This window comes from Exiguobacterium aurantiacum, assembly GCF_024362205.1.
Classification (GTDB): domain Bacteria; phylum Bacillota; class Bacilli; order Exiguobacteriales; family Exiguobacteriaceae; genus Exiguobacterium; species Exiguobacterium aurantiacum_B.
Genome location: NZ_CP101462.1, coordinates 1,247,778 through 1,262,388, shown reverse-complemented (window position 1 = coordinate 1,262,388; position 14,611 = coordinate 1,247,778). Strand labels below are relative to the sequence as shown.

At 52.4% G+C, this 14,611-nt stretch carries 20 protein-coding genes; 3 read left to right on the top strand and 17 right to left on the bottom strand.

The window, feature by feature from the left end; translation table 11 throughout:
- Window positions 1-48 precede the first annotated feature (48 nt).
- Window positions 49-477, bottom strand: a complete 429-nt coding sequence (gene mntR, locus NMQ00_RS06525; RefSeq protein WP_255178426.1) for a transcriptional regulator MntR — start codon at window positions 475-477, stop codon at window positions 49-51.
- Between the two features lie 170 nt (window positions 478-647).
- Here mntR and NMQ00_RS06520 point away from each other — a divergent pair, with 170 nt between their 5' ends.
- On the top strand, window positions 648-1,022 hold the full coding sequence (locus NMQ00_RS06520; protein ID WP_081637957.1) for a rhodanese-like domain-containing protein: 375 nt from the start codon (window positions 648-650) through the stop codon (window positions 1,020-1,022).
- 85 nt (window positions 1,023-1,107) lie between these two features.
- Here NMQ00_RS06520 and gcvPB read toward each other — a convergent pair whose 3' ends face one another.
- The 13 genes from gcvPB to NMQ00_RS06455 form a co-directional block, all read right to left on the bottom strand.
- A complete protein-coding gene (gene gcvPB / locus NMQ00_RS06515) occupies window positions 1,108-2,583 on the bottom strand; it encodes an aminomethyl-transferring glycine dehydrogenase subunit GcvPB (RefSeq protein WP_255178425.1) in 1,476 nt (491 codons plus the stop codon).
- A complete protein-coding gene (gene gcvPA / locus NMQ00_RS06510) occupies window positions 2,583-3,920 on the bottom strand; it encodes an aminomethyl-transferring glycine dehydrogenase subunit GcvPA (RefSeq protein ID WP_255178687.1) in 1,338 nt (445 codons plus the stop codon). The genes gcvPB and gcvPA overlap by 1 nt, the downstream gene beginning before the upstream one ends.
- Window positions 3,921-3,945: 25 nt before the next feature.
- Entirely contained in the window at window positions 3,946-5,019 is a 1,074-nt protein-coding gene (gene gcvT / locus NMQ00_RS06505) for a glycine cleavage system aminomethyltransferase GcvT (protein WP_255178424.1), read from the bottom strand.
- Between the two features lie 147 nt (window positions 5,020-5,166).
- Window positions 5,167-5,505, bottom strand: coding sequence for a hypothetical protein (locus NMQ00_RS06500; protein ID WP_255178423.1), 339 nt, complete (start codon window positions 5,503-5,505; stop codon window positions 5,167-5,169).
- Window positions 5,502-5,987, bottom strand: coding sequence for a shikimate kinase (locus NMQ00_RS06495; RefSeq protein WP_255178422.1), 486 nt, complete (start codon window positions 5,985-5,987; stop codon window positions 5,502-5,504). Before NMQ00_RS06495 ends, NMQ00_RS06500 begins: the two co-directional genes overlap by 4 nt.
- Window positions 5,980-6,258, bottom strand: a complete 279-nt coding sequence (locus NMQ00_RS06490) for a hypothetical protein (protein WP_255178421.1) — start codon at window positions 6,256-6,258, stop codon at window positions 5,980-5,982. The genes NMQ00_RS06495 and NMQ00_RS06490 overlap by 8 nt, the downstream gene beginning before the upstream one ends.
- Window positions 6,258-6,740: a prepilin-type N-terminal cleavage/methylation domain-containing protein gene (locus NMQ00_RS06485; RefSeq protein ID WP_255178420.1), complete on the bottom strand. Its 483-nt coding sequence runs from the start codon at window positions 6,738-6,740 to the stop codon at window positions 6,258-6,260. Before NMQ00_RS06485 ends, NMQ00_RS06490 begins: the two co-directional genes overlap by 1 nt.
- A complete protein-coding gene (locus NMQ00_RS06480; RefSeq protein WP_255178419.1) occupies window positions 6,676-6,912 on the bottom strand; it encodes a hypothetical protein in 237 nt (78 codons plus the stop codon). The genes NMQ00_RS06485 and NMQ00_RS06480 overlap by 65 nt, the downstream gene beginning before the upstream one ends.
- A complete protein-coding gene (locus tag NMQ00_RS06475; protein ID WP_255178418.1) occupies window positions 6,899-7,336 on the bottom strand; it encodes a prepilin-type N-terminal cleavage/methylation domain-containing protein in 438 nt (145 codons plus the stop codon). Before NMQ00_RS06475 ends, NMQ00_RS06480 begins: the two co-directional genes overlap by 14 nt.
- Window positions 7,333-7,644, bottom strand: coding sequence for a prepilin-type N-terminal cleavage/methylation domain-containing protein (locus tag NMQ00_RS06470; RefSeq protein ID WP_255178417.1), 312 nt, complete (start codon window positions 7,642-7,644; stop codon window positions 7,333-7,335). The genes NMQ00_RS06475 and NMQ00_RS06470 overlap by 4 nt, the downstream gene beginning before the upstream one ends.
- A gap of 17 nt (window positions 7,645-7,661) precedes the next feature.
- Window positions 7,662-8,639: a type II secretion system F family protein gene (locus tag NMQ00_RS06465; protein ID WP_255178416.1), complete on the bottom strand. Its 978-nt coding sequence runs from the start codon at window positions 8,637-8,639 to the stop codon at window positions 7,662-7,664.
- A complete protein-coding gene (locus NMQ00_RS06460; RefSeq protein WP_255178415.1) occupies window positions 8,621-9,427 on the bottom strand; it encodes an ATPase, T2SS/T4P/T4SS family in 807 nt (268 codons plus the stop codon). The genes NMQ00_RS06465 and NMQ00_RS06460 overlap by 19 nt, the downstream gene beginning before the upstream one ends.
- Window positions 9,428-9,485: 58 nt before the next feature.
- On the bottom strand, window positions 9,486-9,872 hold the full coding sequence (locus NMQ00_RS06455; protein ID WP_052090134.1) for a Spx/MgsR family RNA polymerase-binding regulatory protein: 387 nt from the start codon (window positions 9,870-9,872) through the stop codon (window positions 9,486-9,488).
- 248 nt (window positions 9,873-10,120) lie between these two features.
- On the opposite strand from NMQ00_RS06455, the gene NMQ00_RS06450 reads away from it, so the two are divergent.
- The gene (locus NMQ00_RS06450) at window positions 10,121-10,384 is read left to right on the top strand and encodes a DUF2626 domain-containing protein (RefSeq protein WP_021067727.1); all 264 of its coding nucleotides are present in this window, start codon (window positions 10,121-10,123) and stop codon (window positions 10,382-10,384) included.
- A gap of 38 nt (window positions 10,385-10,422) precedes the next feature.
- Here the strand turns inward: NMQ00_RS06450 and NMQ00_RS06445 are convergent, their stop codons facing one another.
- Window positions 10,423-11,043: an MBL fold metallo-hydrolase gene (locus tag NMQ00_RS06445; protein WP_255178414.1), complete on the bottom strand. Its 621-nt coding sequence runs from the start codon at window positions 11,041-11,043 to the stop codon at window positions 10,423-10,425.
- A 158-nt stretch (window positions 11,044-11,201) separates the two neighbouring features.
- Here NMQ00_RS06445 and NMQ00_RS06440 point away from each other — a divergent pair, with 158 nt between their 5' ends.
- On the top strand, window positions 11,202-11,381 hold the full coding sequence (locus tag NMQ00_RS06440; RefSeq protein ID WP_214761055.1) for a DUF2759 domain-containing protein: 180 nt from the start codon (window positions 11,202-11,204) through the stop codon (window positions 11,379-11,381).
- 79 nt (window positions 11,382-11,460) lie between these two features.
- Here NMQ00_RS06440 and NMQ00_RS06435 read toward each other — a convergent pair whose 3' ends face one another.
- The gene (locus tag NMQ00_RS06435) at window positions 11,461-13,344 is read right to left on the bottom strand and encodes an LTA synthase family protein (RefSeq protein WP_255178413.1); all 1,884 of its coding nucleotides are present in this window, start codon (window positions 13,342-13,344) and stop codon (window positions 11,461-11,463) included.
- Between the two features lie 277 nt (window positions 13,345-13,621).
- The gene (locus NMQ00_RS06430; RefSeq protein WP_255178412.1) at window positions 13,622-14,584 is read right to left on the bottom strand and encodes an ROK family glucokinase; all 963 of its coding nucleotides are present in this window, start codon (window positions 14,582-14,584) and stop codon (window positions 13,622-13,624) included.
- Between the last annotated feature and the right edge of the window lie 27 nt (window positions 14,585-14,611).

The following is a 14,611-nucleotide window of genomic DNA, read 5'->3' as shown; positions in this document are numbered from 1 at the left end:
TAAAAAAGACCGTTCCCGAATCGATTCATCGGGAGCGGTCATCTGAACTCACTCGTCGTCGGTCTTATTCGATTCTTGAAACGCGCGAAACTGGGCCATCAGTTCCGGCTTGTCTTCGAAAAACTCGACGAATTGGGTCATGCAGTCGAGCGTATTCGAGCTCAAGTGGTGTTCAATCCCTTCGACGTCCTCATAAACATGGGCCTCGTCGACACCAATCAAACGCAAAAACGACTCGAGCATCGCATGACGCTCGACAAGCCGTTTTCCGATTTTTTGGCCTTTTTTCGTCAACATGAGTCCTCTATATTTCTCATAAATCAAATAGTCTTCCCGGTCGAGCTTTTGCACCATTTTCGTGACAGAGGAAGGATGCACCCCTAAATGTTCGGCGATATCAGACACGCGAGCGTATCCTTTCTCGACCATTAACAAATAAATTCGTTCTAAGTAATCTTCCATACTCGGTGTCGGCATGGGCGTAGCCTCCCCTTATGTTCCGTTCTGCAACCTCTATTTTAACGCAACGACCTGCAAACCGAAAGCAGAACGGGGAAATCCATCAGTCAATCATTGTCTCGTGACCTTATATTCTTTATAATGGATGTTGGTGAAACTTATTAGAGAAAGGGAGAACATCAATGGGAATCGAAACTATCCTCGTCATCATCCTATGGGCTGCGCTCATCGCATACATCGTCTGGCGTTTCTTGCCGGCTCGCGGTTTGAAGAAAATGAAGCAAGAAGAGTTTCGTGCGTCGCTCCGTAAAGGTCAATTGATCGACGTCCGTGAACCGAATGAGTACAAGGGAGGCCACATCGTCGGCGCCCGTAACATTCCGGTCGGACAGATGAAATTGCGCATGAAAGAACTTCGCAAAGATCAACCGATCCTCATGTATTGCCAAGGCAAGTCACGTACGAACCAAGCGGCCAAGTTGCTCATGAAAAATGGTTATACGGACATCTACATGCTCGATGGCGGTTTTAAAAACTGGAAAGGGAAAGTCAAAAAAGACTGACCCGTCCACTGCGTCCACTCCTCACTCCGAGGATGGACGTTTTTTTGATGACAAAAAACCGCCCACACAAGGTGAGCGGTCGGATTCAATTGATGGAAGACGGTTGACGTCGTTCGTATTTGAGCACCGGTTTGCGAGCAGCGAGCGTCTCGTCGAGTCGTTTGATGACCGTCGTATGCGGGGCCGTCTGAACGATTTCCGGATTCTCTTCTACCTCTTTGACGATTTGGAGCATCGCGTCGCAGAAGGCGTCAAGCGTCTCTTTCGATTCCGTCTCCGTCGGTTCGACCATGATGCACTCCTCGACGTTGAGCGGGAAGTAAATCGTCGGCGGATGATAACCGAAATCGAGCAGTCGTTTGGCGATATCGAGCGTACGGACGCCGAGCGCTTTCTGGCGTTTACCCGACAAGACGAACTCGTGCTTGCAGAACGTATCGTACGGGACGTCGAACGCATCTTTCAAACGGGCGAACATATAGTTGGCATTCAATACCGCCTCACGTGAGACGCGTGTCAAACCTTCCGCGCCCATCGTCTTGATGTAGCTATAGGCCCGGACGTTGATACCGAAGTTGCCATAGAACGGTTTGATGCGTCCAATCGATTGCGGACGGTCGTAATCGAGCGTGAAGCCCGATTCGGAACGGCGCGCGATCGGCGTCGGCAAGTACGGAATCAAATCGCGCTTCACCCCGACCGGTCCAGAACCTGGACCGCCACCGCCGTGCGGGCCTGTGAACGTCTTGTGCAAGTTCAAGTGGACGACGTCGAAGCCCATATCCCCAGGACGGGCGATCCCTAAAATCGCATTCGAGTTGGCACCGTCGTAATAGAGCTTCCCGCCGGCCTCGTGGACGACTTTGGCGATTTCCAATATGTCGGCTTCGAACAAACCGAGCGTGTTCGGGTTCGTCAACATGAGCGCTGCCGTATCGGCCCCGACTTTTGACTTCAAATCTTCCAAATCGACGAGACCACGCTCATCCGATTTGACCGTCACCGTCTCGAAACCAGCGACGACGGCCGAGGCCGGGTTCGTCCCGTGCGCCGAATCCGGCACGAGCACTTTCGTCCGTCCCAGATCGCCGTTGTGATGGTGGAACGCCTTGATGAGCATGAGACCGGTCCATTCCCCGTGGGCCCCGGCAGCCGGTTGCAGCGTCACTTCGTCCATTCCCGTGATTTCGGCAAGCTGTTCTTGCAGGTCGACCATGAGCTCGAGCGCGCCTTGAATCGACTCGACCGGTTGCAACGGATGGATATGGGCGAAGCCAGGGAGGCGGGCCATATCCTCGTTCACTTTCGGGTTATACTTCATCGTGCACGAGCCAAGTGGATAGAAGCCGGAATCGACGCCGTGGTTGCGGGTCGACAGCGACGTATAATGGCGCACGACATCAAGTTCAGATACTTCCGGTAGTTCGGCCGCTTCTTGACGAATCATCGATGCCGGCAAGAGCGTATCCAAATCGACTTCTGGTACGGTCGGTGTCGGCAAGTTGTAGCCGGTCCGTCCAGCACGTGACACTTCGAAAATTAACGTTTGTTCATGTTGCATCAGTTCATCCCCCCAACCACTTCAACAAATTGATCGATTTCTTCTTTCGTCCGAAGCTCCGTCGCACAGAGCAACATCTGCGTCTGGCGCTCAGTCTCATACGTCCCGAGCGGCAAGCCGCCGATGATGCCGTTATTCAGCAAATGACGGGACAAGTGGTCCGCATCGACCCCGAAGTCGACGACGAACTCGTTGAACATCGGCCCTTCATCAATCACTTTATAGCCGGCCGTCTTAAGCGCTTCTTTCATGTAATGGGCCGTTTGAATGTTACGTATGGCCATGTCACGAATCCCGCATTTACCGAGAGCCGACATCGTGATCGATGCCGCGAGCGCGTTAAGAGCCTGGTTCGAGCAGATGTTCGACGTCGCCTTGTCACGACGGATGTGCTGTTCACGGGCCTGGAGCGTCAAAACGAAACCGCGCTTGCCGTCCTCATCGACCGTTTGTCCGACGAGTCGACCCGGAAGTTTACGCATGAGCGCTTTCTTGACGGCGAAATACCCGCATGACGGACCGCCGAAGCTTTGCGGGATCCCGAACGGTTGGGCGTCACCGACCGTGATGTCGGCACCGAGCGCACCAGGTGACTCCAAAATCCCGAGCGCGAGCGGATTGCTTGAGACAACGAACAAGGCGCCGGCATCGTGCGCCGCTTTCGCTAGGGCCGTTAAATCTTCGACGCGGCCATAAAAGTTCGGATATTGGACGACGAGACACGAGGCGTCTGTCAAATCAAGCTCCGACATGTCGGTCACCCCGTCGCTCACGTCAGTATATTCGACCGTCAGTCCCGGACCGCCGGCATATGTCCGGATGACGTCTTTCGCTTCCGGATGGACCGCGCCCGAGACGACGACACGTTTTTTCTTCGTATGGGCACTCGCAAGATATGTCGCTTCAGCAAGTGCGGTGATTCCGTCGTACATCGACGAGTTGGCGACGTCCATGCCCGTCAGCTCACAAATCATCGTTTGGAACTCGAACATCGCTTGAAGTTCACCTTGTGAGATCTCTGGCTGGTACGGCGTATAGGCGGTATAAAACTCTGAACGGAGAAGCATATGGTTCATGACGCTCGGTGAAAGGTGATCGTACATACCCGCTCCGAGAAAACTCGGCTTCGATTTCGTATGCACGTTCTTCTCGGCGAGCTTCGTCATGTGACGGACGAGGTCGACTTCCGGAAGCGGGGCACCGATGGCAGCCAAGGAAGCCGTCTCACGGAGCGAGGCCGGAATGTCCTCGAGTAAATCCTCAATCGACTCGACGCCGATCGTCTGCAACATGTCGCGCTCATCTTGCTCTGTCATCGGTAAATAACGAAACTCCATTCTATTCATTCTGAATCCCCCTGTATCATTTACGTTTATAAAACGGTGTCGGTACACGTTCGGCTTCTATTTTTTTACCCCGAACTTCAATGATAAAATGTGTCGCTTCCGCGAAACGACGGTCGACGCGCGCCCAGGCGATTGATTCGTTCACTGTCGGCGGCATCGTACCGGTCGTGACAACGCCAATCGCCTCCCCGTCAACTTCGACCGTCGCCCCTTGACGGGCAATGCCGCGCCCGAGCAGACGCAAGCCGATCAAACGGCGCGGGATGTCTTCTTTTTGCTTCACGAGGGCATCCTTGCCGATAAAATCGGTGTCGAGTTTGACGGCAAAGTTCAAGTTTGCCTCGAACGGGGTGACCGTCTCATCGAGCTCGTGCCCATAGAGCGGAAGGCACGCTTCAAACCGGAGCGTGTCACGCGAGCCGAGCCCGCATGGCGTGACGCCTTCGACTTCTAACGCCGACCAGATTGCGGCCACGTCCTCGGCCCGGGCGTAGAGTTCAAACCCGTCCTCCCCCGTATAACCACTGCGCGAGACGATCGTCGACACGCCCGCCACGTCGCCGGTCATGAACCGGAAAAACTTGATGTCGGCCAGCGGCAAGTCCGTCAAACGACTGAGCACTTGTTCAGCCATCGGTCCTTGGATGGCAATTTGACCATAGGCGTCCGACTCATCCGTCACCGTGACGTCACCAGTCACGTACTGTTGGACGTGCGCCACGTCTTTTTCGATATTCGAGGCGTTGACGACGAGCCAAAATGCGTCTTCATCGAGTCGATAGACGAGCAGGTCGTCGACGACACCGCCGTTCGGCAGGCAGAACAAGTTGTATTGTGCCTGGCCAATTTGTAATTTCGTGACGTCATTCGTGACGAGACGTTGCACGTTCTCGAGCGCACCCGGCCCTTCGATCCGAATCTCCCCCATGTGCGACACGTCAAACATGCCGACATTGTTGCGAACCGCTTGATGCTCTTCTTTAATCGACGAGAACATAATCGGCATCTCAAACCCCGCAAAATCCACCATCTTCGCCTTTACGGAAATCAAATCATATAAAGGCGTACGTTTTAACGATACTTTCTCCATATTATCCCCCAATCCCGAACGTAAATAATGTAATTCGTGAAATATTTCGTTTTCTATTCCACTTTATCAATTTTCCCTGGCTCTGCCTAGCCAAAATAGGCAAAAATAAAGAGGATGGAAAACGAAAACGTTTTCATCCTCATTATTTCATAGTTTTGTCTCAGTGGAAACGTCTGGGCGTTCGATTCCAGCGGTGCGCTTAATTTCTTTCGTCAGCCCCAAGGTCGCCTGTTTCAACTCCATCGTCTCGTCTTTCACTTTAACGGAATACGCCTTCATCTGCTTCACGGAGTCGTTGACCGTATCGACGTGTTGCTTGATCTCATTGACGAGACCTTGGATGACATTCGCACGAATTTTAAAGCGCTCCGTCAAACGGGTGACGCGGCGTACGTCTGTCTTCATTTTGTTACGGTACAATAAGAACCCATACAAGCCGAGTCCGACTAGTGCGAGCACGATGATGCCTAGATTGATCCAAATCATGTATCTTCCTCCTTCAACCGATATAAAGTGTGTGCAATCGCTTCGGTGCTGAGCGAGGCGTCGAGCACGTGGTCCGCACGCGCATAGAGTGGACGGCGCCGCTCGTATAACGTTTCGACGGCCGCTTTACCGTGGCGAACAAGGGGCCGGTCCGAATCTTTGATTCGGTCCCAACACATCTCGTACGGTAAATCGAGCGCGATGACGGTGCCGTGCTCTCGCATCCAAGCGAGATTTTCGTCCCGTTCGACGATTCCGCCGCCGGTCACGATATACGCGGCATTCGCATGTCGCAAGAGCTTACTTTCTTGCAGGCGAAACGCCTCTTCCCCGTGACGCTCAAAATATGTCGGGATGTCCATCCGTACATGCACTTCGAACAGCTCATCCAAATCGACGACGTGATTCGATTTTTCAAGATATCGTTTTAAGCTTGATTTACCTGTACCCATAAACCCGATGATGTAAAACGGTTTAGTCATCGAAATAAATCACCTCTTTATGTCGTTCTCCGGTATCGAGGCGAATATCGACCTCGACAGTCCCGTCACCGAGCGGCCGGCAGTTGATTGTGCCGGTCGGTTTCGGCACCGTTACGGCTGTCGACCCACAAGACCGTTTGGCGACCATGACATGCGATTCGAAGCGGACCGCCAAAATATCGAGCGCGAGCCGTTCGGTCGTTCGTTCCATATCAGTATACCAAAACATCGCCCCGCCGAGTAACCATGTCAACACGATTAACGTCGACATCACAAAGTACCCGCGCGCATGCACATCACGTTCTTCTCGCGTGGACCGGTCGCATCGATCCACTGGATGCGAAAGCCTTCTCCTACCGGTTCGACCCGATACGTCTCGATTCCTCTTAAGAATAGTAAATTCCCTCCCTCGTCTCCGACCATGACCAAGTTTTGATTGATCTGTTTGAGCGTCCAAGCCCACGACGTGCCGTCCGGTCGCACGTATGTACCGACGAGGCGTCCCGACTCGACATCACAATCCCGGCTATCGAATAGTTTCCGGACGATCAACTGGGGTGTCGTCGCCACCGCTTCACGCGGCTGCTCATAAAACGCTTGTCCGAGTGCCAAAAAGTGAACCGCCAGTCCGACGAACAGAGGGATCAAGAGCAGCGTGAAACTCACTTCGAGTAACGTGAAACCTTGCTCAAAGCGTCGGGAGACACAGGTCCCCATCGCATACTTCTGAGCGTCCACTCGGCTCGACTGCATCGCGCAACACCTCCCCTTGTAGCCGTTCGTAGCGTCTGACGGTCGTTTCGAGACGGTCGACCCGCTCCGTCGCGGCTTCGACAAAAGGCGCGACGACCCCGACCCACGCCAAGAGAAGCGCCAAACTGAGACAGATTTCCCAAAATGTGATGCCTTGCTCATCGTCCGTCAACGCGAAGCACCTCCGGCTCATACGTCCCCATTCTAAACTTCAACGTCACCATCGTCGGCCCCGTATAAAATTTCCACTGCCCGGCATACGTCGCCTCCGTACGCGAGAAGACGATCTCACTCGTGGCCGGAAGGCTCATCTCGACCCCTTCCGGCACGATGCGCGATGCGATTGGCGTCGTGCCACAGGCGATTTGATAGCGCCGCTCTTTTATGTACCACCGCAGACGCGGCACACAAGCTTCATCGGTGGCGACGTATGGATATTGGCCAACCTCATTAATATCGCTCACGAGCGCCTCGGTGAAGTCAAACAAAGCCAATCGATCCATCGAACGGACGACCGGGGTCGTCATCAACAGCAGGAGCGACAAGATGACGAGGACAGATGCCATCTCGACCAACGTATATCCGTCTTGCCTCATTGTTTCGTCAACGTACCGGTCGTCGGCGCATACGTGTATACCATCGATTGACAGCTATACTCGAGCGGACTTTCCGTCGAGGCGCGTTTAATCACCGCCAACGTCTCCGGGTAAGCTTTGTGTTCCGCATAATACAAGTTGATCTCTGACTCGACGATCCGGACGCTCCCTTCACAACTGACACTGTCCGCCCGAGATTTCCCGTCTGACATCGAAGGGACGAGCAGCAACAGCAATACCGAGATGATGAGTAAGACAGCAGCCATTTCGACGAGCGTGAATCCTTGTTCCGATTTGAATCGTGTCATGTGGTTGTTCCTCCTTGTTATAGTTGAGCCATAATCAATTTAACCGGTAAATAAATCGTGTAGAAGATCATCGTCACCATCATCGTCAAAAATCCGTATAATACCGGCTCGGCCTTGGTGATCAACTGTTTCCAGTACAACTCCATCTCCTCAAACACGAGGTCACGATGCATCGTCATGATCGTTCCAAGCTCCCCGCTCACTGTACCTACGCCGAACAGACTGACGACCTCATGCTCGAGCAACCGTTCTTGCCGGGCCGCCTCTTCGAGTTCAAGACCGTCCGACATACGCTCATGGATCCGTCTCGCGATGGCCGCGACTTCCCCGTCGCCCCGAGACAAACGCTCGATGATATGACGGACCGAACCTTGCCCTTCACTTAAGAGCGAGATCTCACTGACGAACAAATACGTGACGTACAGCCGCCTGCCCCGTTCGACGACACGTAGCGGCACGAGCCGACCGCGTCTCCCGTTCCAGTAGAGGGCCGTCCCGGTCACGAGCAAGCCGATGAATAGACCCGGGAAAAACCAACGGGACAACAGAATTGCGTTTACCCCATCTAGCGCCTCGACGTCCACCATCGACAGCAATTTCGGGAAGATATAAAGTGCATAGATCGCCCCGAGTCCAAGCAACATCGTCAAAATCACGAGTGGATACCGCGCCAATTGTTTGAGCTCTTGCTGCAGATTCCGGCGCATCGTCGACAAGACGAGCACTTGCTCGAGCCCTTCCAAAAAATGATGACCCCGCTCCGCCGTGACGAGCATCTCGCGCATTCTCGGATCGGTGACGAGACCCGAGAACACCTCGGCGAGCGGCCGACCTTGCTCGAGTTGAAGCCGCATGTCCCGAATCACTTGTTTTGCTCTTCCCCGTTCATGAAGCTCAAGTGTTTCGAACGTCTTTTTCAATCCGACACCACGGGCCTGCAGCCTGAGAAAGCGACGGATTGTGAACAAGTCTTTACTCATCTGGTCTCGGACCATGAACAACTCACCTCTTCTTCCCGGTGCAGGATGCACCAATGACGGGCGACCTCCATCTTGCCGACGAGCTGTTCGAGCCGATGTTCGCCGTCCTCGACACTTGCCGTATGGAACGTCGCAATCGTCAAATGGCCACTGAGCGCCGCGTCGTGTGCCACCCGCAACTCCTCGCTCGTCCGGATCTCTCCGATGACGATGACGTCTGGGTCGGCCCGAAGTGTCTCTTTCAATAGACTGCGATGGTCAAGTCCCGCTCTCGGGTTGACCTCGAGTTGAATCACTCCCGGCACTTGTTTCTCCGGGGGGTTCTCGATTGTCACGATGCGGCGTCCCGTCAAACTTTGCAAAAAGGCATAAAGGACCGTCGTCTTGCCTGCCCCCGTCGCGCCACCAATCAATAACAATCCTTGCCGGAGCATAGCCAACTTTAAAAAGCGGCCCACATCCTCGTCGTCAAGCAACTCGGACAACTGGAACGAGGCGTTCGGGAGCCGCCACGACATGAGCGTATGGTCGAACGACGGTAAAAACGTGACCCGGATCGCGTCCTCGGTTCCGACGTACATGCCTGACTGGGGCACACGATGGTCGGTCTCCGTCAGCGAGCACCAATATTTCATATGTAGGGTCAAGCGATCATAGTCAATCCGCGTCATCGATTCCAGTCGATGCAAGAGCGTCCCGTGCCGGACTTGAATCATCACTTCGTCTCCGCAGGGCATGAAATGGACATCGCTCGCATTCAAATTACGCGCCGCTCCCACGACACGCTCGATCAATCGTTTCATCTCCACCACCTCAACAAAAGCATAAAAAAAAGCCCACTCGTTGGATAGTGGACTTGTGTCAAGAAACGTTTGCAGTTGTTGATTCGAAACGGCGGGCATACGCTTCGATAGTCGCTTTGTCATAACCGACAATGACTTCGTTGCCATCCGTCAAGATTGGACGTTTTAATAGTTTCGGGTTGTCGCTCATCAATTTGAGCAACTCGCTCAGCTTCAAATCTTCGACGTCGATGTCCAACTGTTTGAACGCCTGACTTCTCGTCGCGAGAAGCGAGTCGACACCGTTTTCGCTAAGTGCCAACAACGTCATCAACTCATCTACTGTCGGAGCGTTCCGGAAGATATGGCGCTCACTCACCTCGAGGTGCTGCTCTTGTAAAAACGCTTTCGTCTTACGGCATGAAGTACAGCTCGGGTACGTATAGAACATCAATTCATTGGCCATTTCAATACCTCCTCATAATGTGTAGAACAAGTCGTTCGATGTGTGTAATTGGATTATACAACCTTATACCCGTTTTGTACATAGTTTGTACAAGTTTTTTTATTTTTTGTACAACTTTGTTCAACCCGATTATTTCACATATTTTTCACGATTATTTTGCTCAATTCACACGTTTTCATAGCATTTTTCTGAATGTGTTGGTAAAATAGTGAATGAGAATGGAATAATGCACGTATGGGGGGATTAACATGGCGAGAATGTTCCGTGTCCTAGGCTTTTGGACTGGGTTGATCGCGGCGCTTGCTTTCGTGGGCGCACTCGGTGGAGATCAAAGCAGTAGCGAACATAGTGGTGACTTCGTCGTAATGGGGCTTGTCTTTTTAGCTCAAACTATTTTCTTCGTCGCACTAGGCTACTTGAAACTCACTGAAAAAACGTATGTATACGTGTTCGGCGCGTATTTGACTGTCTTCTTCGTCGTCTTCACGTATTGGAGTAACTTCCAAATGTAAAAAAAGATTGTCTCCTCGCGAGACAATCTTTTTTTGATTCATCGATCGAAAAACGGATTTGTCCGAATCTCGGCCTCGAGCGTAGTCTTCGGTCCATGACCGGAATAGAGCACCGTCTCAGCCGGCAACAATTGACGCATTCGATCGATCGACCCGAGCAACGTCGCTTGGTCGCCGCCGTATAGATCGGTACGGCCGACCGATTGTTTGAAAATCAAATCTCCGCAGAAGGCGATACCTTCTACCGGGAAGTGGAGCGTGACACTCCCGGGCGAATGGCCCGGTGTGTGGTGCAACTCGATCGTGAATGCACCGATCTCGAGCGACTTACCTTGATAGACGCGTTCGGCCGGTCGCATCGATGCGCTCGGCAGATGGAACTTTGCCGCTCCGTTCTTCTCATCATCCATCAGCCACGTCCGTTCCACTTCATGGACATAGACCGGGATATTGTAACGGTCACGAAGGGCATCGATGCCACCGATATGATCAAAGTGGGCGTGCGTCAGTAAAATGGCGTTTAAACCGCCGAAGCGTTCGACCGCGTCAAAAAATTTCGGGTCGTCCGTGCCCGGGTCGATGATGAGCACCGTTCCGTCTTTCTCGAGCACGTATCCATTCTCTTGGGCCAAGCCCGATGTGATTCTTACAATATTCATTCAGAACACCTCCACATCCCATTCTAATCGATATTGTGGCAAAATTGTAGCGGAGGCTTTCTTTGCTCGACAGCGTCTACATTATCGGATAAAATAATAATGATATTTCAGTGAAATTTTTATGAATTTCATGACGTATAATAAAGGGGGAACTCGTCATGCATTTGTATGAACCATTTGGATGGATCTCGCTCATCGTTGCACTTGTTGCAATCTGGGGAATGGCCCGTTCGTTTAAGAAACGCCAATTCTTTCCACTGGCTTTCGCCGCAATCACTGTACTCGTATTTGGATTCTTCGGCGTCGCGACATTGATTTACGGTGGAATCCCAGGTTAATGAGCATGAAGACGACTTCGGTCGTCTTTTTTTGTATAACAAACAGCGCCGTCCCGCTTAGCCGGGACGGCGCTGTTGCTTACTCTTCGGTCTGTTCTTTGAAACGAAGCAAATCCGAATAAATCAAGTCATCATTCATTTGAAGAATCTTCTCTGCTTCTTCACTATCCGGTCCACAGAGCGAGACGTCTTCGACGGCTTCACCACTCGAGGCGTCATAGCATGTCGATTGCGCCCAGACGTATTCCTCGGTGATGACCGTGCCGTCGCGGAAAATAGCTCGACTCGTCCGGTCTTCCGATAACAAATCGCTACCGAATCCGACCGTGTCAGACGTGTCGATCCCGAGCAAGTGAAGGATCGTCGGTTTCATATCGACATGGCTTCCGATCGTCTCATGCACCTCACCCGACGTTTGACCTGGCAAGTGGACCGCGAACGGCACTTGCTGGAGCTTGGCCACATCAAACGGCGTCAACTCGTCTTTTCCGAGCAGGTCGGCCATGGCGGCGTTATGGTTCGTCGAGATGCCGTAATGGTCACCGTAGACGACGAAAATTGTGTCGTCCCACATACCGTTCGCCTTCAACTCGTCGATGAACAAGCCGAGAGCGTAATCTTGATACGCGAGCGCCTGTGGGAAGTTGTTGAGTGTCGTCGAACTTGTCTCGAACTTCGGCACGAGCTCATAGTCCTCGCTCGGCATCGTGTACGGGAAGTGGTTCGTGAGCGTGATAAACTTCGCATAGAACGGTTCCGGAAGCTCTTCAAGCATCGGAATTGACTGTTCGAAGAAGCTGTCGTCGAGCAGTCCCCATTCCGTCATATCCTCAGGATTACCGAGGTCATAACTTTTCTCGTCGAAGAACTGATCAACGCCGATATTCTTATACATCAAGTCCCGGTTCCAGAACGATTTATTGTTGGCGTGGAACACGGCCGAGTAATAGTTGTCTTCCTTGATCAATTCAGGGAGCGCCTGGTACTCGTTGTCGGCGTTCGTGAAGTAAACGGCGCCGCGCGGAAGACCGTACAGCGAGTTGTCGAGTGAGAACTCGGCATCCGACGTCTTCCCTTGTCCGACCGTATGGTAATAGTTCGGCCAGTAGTGAGATTCTTCGATTAGTTTGTTCAAGTTCGGCGTGATGTACTCACCGTTCGAGGCTTTCATGTTGTGGGTAAAGTTCTGGGCCGACTCGAACGAGACGACGATCACGTTTTTGCCTTTGTATTTCCCGAAGTAATCTGGGTTCGGGGCCGCGTAGTGTTGACGGGTGTACTGTTCAATCTTTGCAAGCTCCGACCCATCAGCCATCGCTTTTTGAGCCGATGTCTTCGTTTGAAGCATGGCGTCATAGACGTGGAAGTTGAACGTCCCGATATTCTTGACCAACAATTCCCGGTCGAACGAACGCGTCAACAGTTCAGGACGTTCCGTTTCAGCGAGCGACAAGTTGAACAAGAAGACGACGACCGCCGTCGCGAACGTCACGAGCGCTCTGCGATGGGAAGCAGCCGTTGCTGTCGCATTGATGCGCCAGAGGATGAACGGCAAGATGAGGACGTCCCCAAGGATGATCAAATCTTTCCACTCCAACAGTGACGTGAACGACGTCGATAACGTCTCCATGTTCGACGGTTGCAAAATGACCGGCATCGTCAAGTAGTCGGTGAACTCGCGGTAATAGACGGCATCTGCGAATAAGATGAACGACGCCGCAGCATAGAGCATGTACAATACCCATTTCTGCTTGTTTCCTTTAAAGAAGAAACTGAAGGCGAATAGGAATAAAGTGGAGCTGATCGGGCTGATCAGCAAGATGAATGCTTGTGCGGTGTTTTCAATCGGGATATTGAAGAAAAATTGGTAAACTACGTACGTCTTCGTCCAAAGTAATAGCGAAAAAATCCAAAATAACCGATATTCTTGAAACGAAGCGCGGACCGTATCATTCAGTCGCATAGTAAGCTTCGAAAAGCTTTGAGATGACTTCATCTGACGGCCTCCTCCTCTGTTCAACGGGTGACGAGCTCAAACAGAGTCCGTCCTCCCTATTTTTTTTATAAGTCCAGTAAGCTTGTTATCCATTTCACGTACGATAACAGTCCGGTATCAAGTCCAAATCTTACCCCTTTTTTAACAAAAAATCAACTCTGGCATTACAAATTTTACATTATCCCATACCCGTTCCATATGAAAAACACGCCTGCGTCAAGACGCAGGCGTGCCTAGACAATCCTTATACACGAGTCGGCAAGAAATGTTTACGGGCGAGCCAAGCACAACCGATGACACCGGCGTCGTTCTCGAGTTCCGCAATTTTGAACGTCGTCGAGTCGTAGACACGCTCGAGGGCGAACCGCTTGAACTGCTGATCGAGTGGTTCCAGGAGCGCTTCGCGCGCTTTCGAGACACCCCCACCGATGACGATCATTTTCGGGTTCAGCGTGTTGGCGAGATTTGAAATCGTCAAGCCAAGATATTCGGTCATCTCTTCGACGACTTCGGTCGCGACGGAATCGTTCGCCTTGAACGCTTCAAACACGTCACGTGCCGTCACTTCTTTCAATTCGTTCAACGACGTCGTCCGATTTTTACGTTTTTGGAGTGCCAAACGAGCGACTCCTGTCGCCGAGGCGATCGTCTCGATACAACCTTTGCGTCCGCAACCGCACATGACGGCTTTCGACTCGTCTCGTTCAACGGTGATGTGACCAATTTCCCCAGCCATCCCAGCTGTCCCGTGGACGATGTTCCCATTCGTGATGACACCGCCACCGACACCTGTGCCGAGCGTGATTGCGAGCAGTTCAGATGCACCTTCGCCGGCGCCCTTCCACATCTCACCGAGCGCGGCGGCGTTCGCATCGTTCTCTAAGACGGCCGGCAACCCGACGGCTTTCTCGAACTCACTGACGAGCGCAAAGTTTTTCCAGCCGATGTTCGGCGAGTATTCGACGACACCTTCGGAGAAGTTGATGAACCCAGGTGCCCCGATTCCCGCACCAGCGAACTCATCTTTCGCTTTACCCGATTTTTCTAGATAAGCCTCGAATGAAGCGGCGATATCGGTCGGAATATGTACCCCATTCTCACGAATGTCCGTCGTAATCTCCCATTTGTCGGAAATGATTCCGTTCATATCTAAGACAGCCATTTTCACTGTCGTCCCACCAATGTCGATTCCTAACAACCACTTCATATGTTCCACTCCTCATCTCGATTAAAT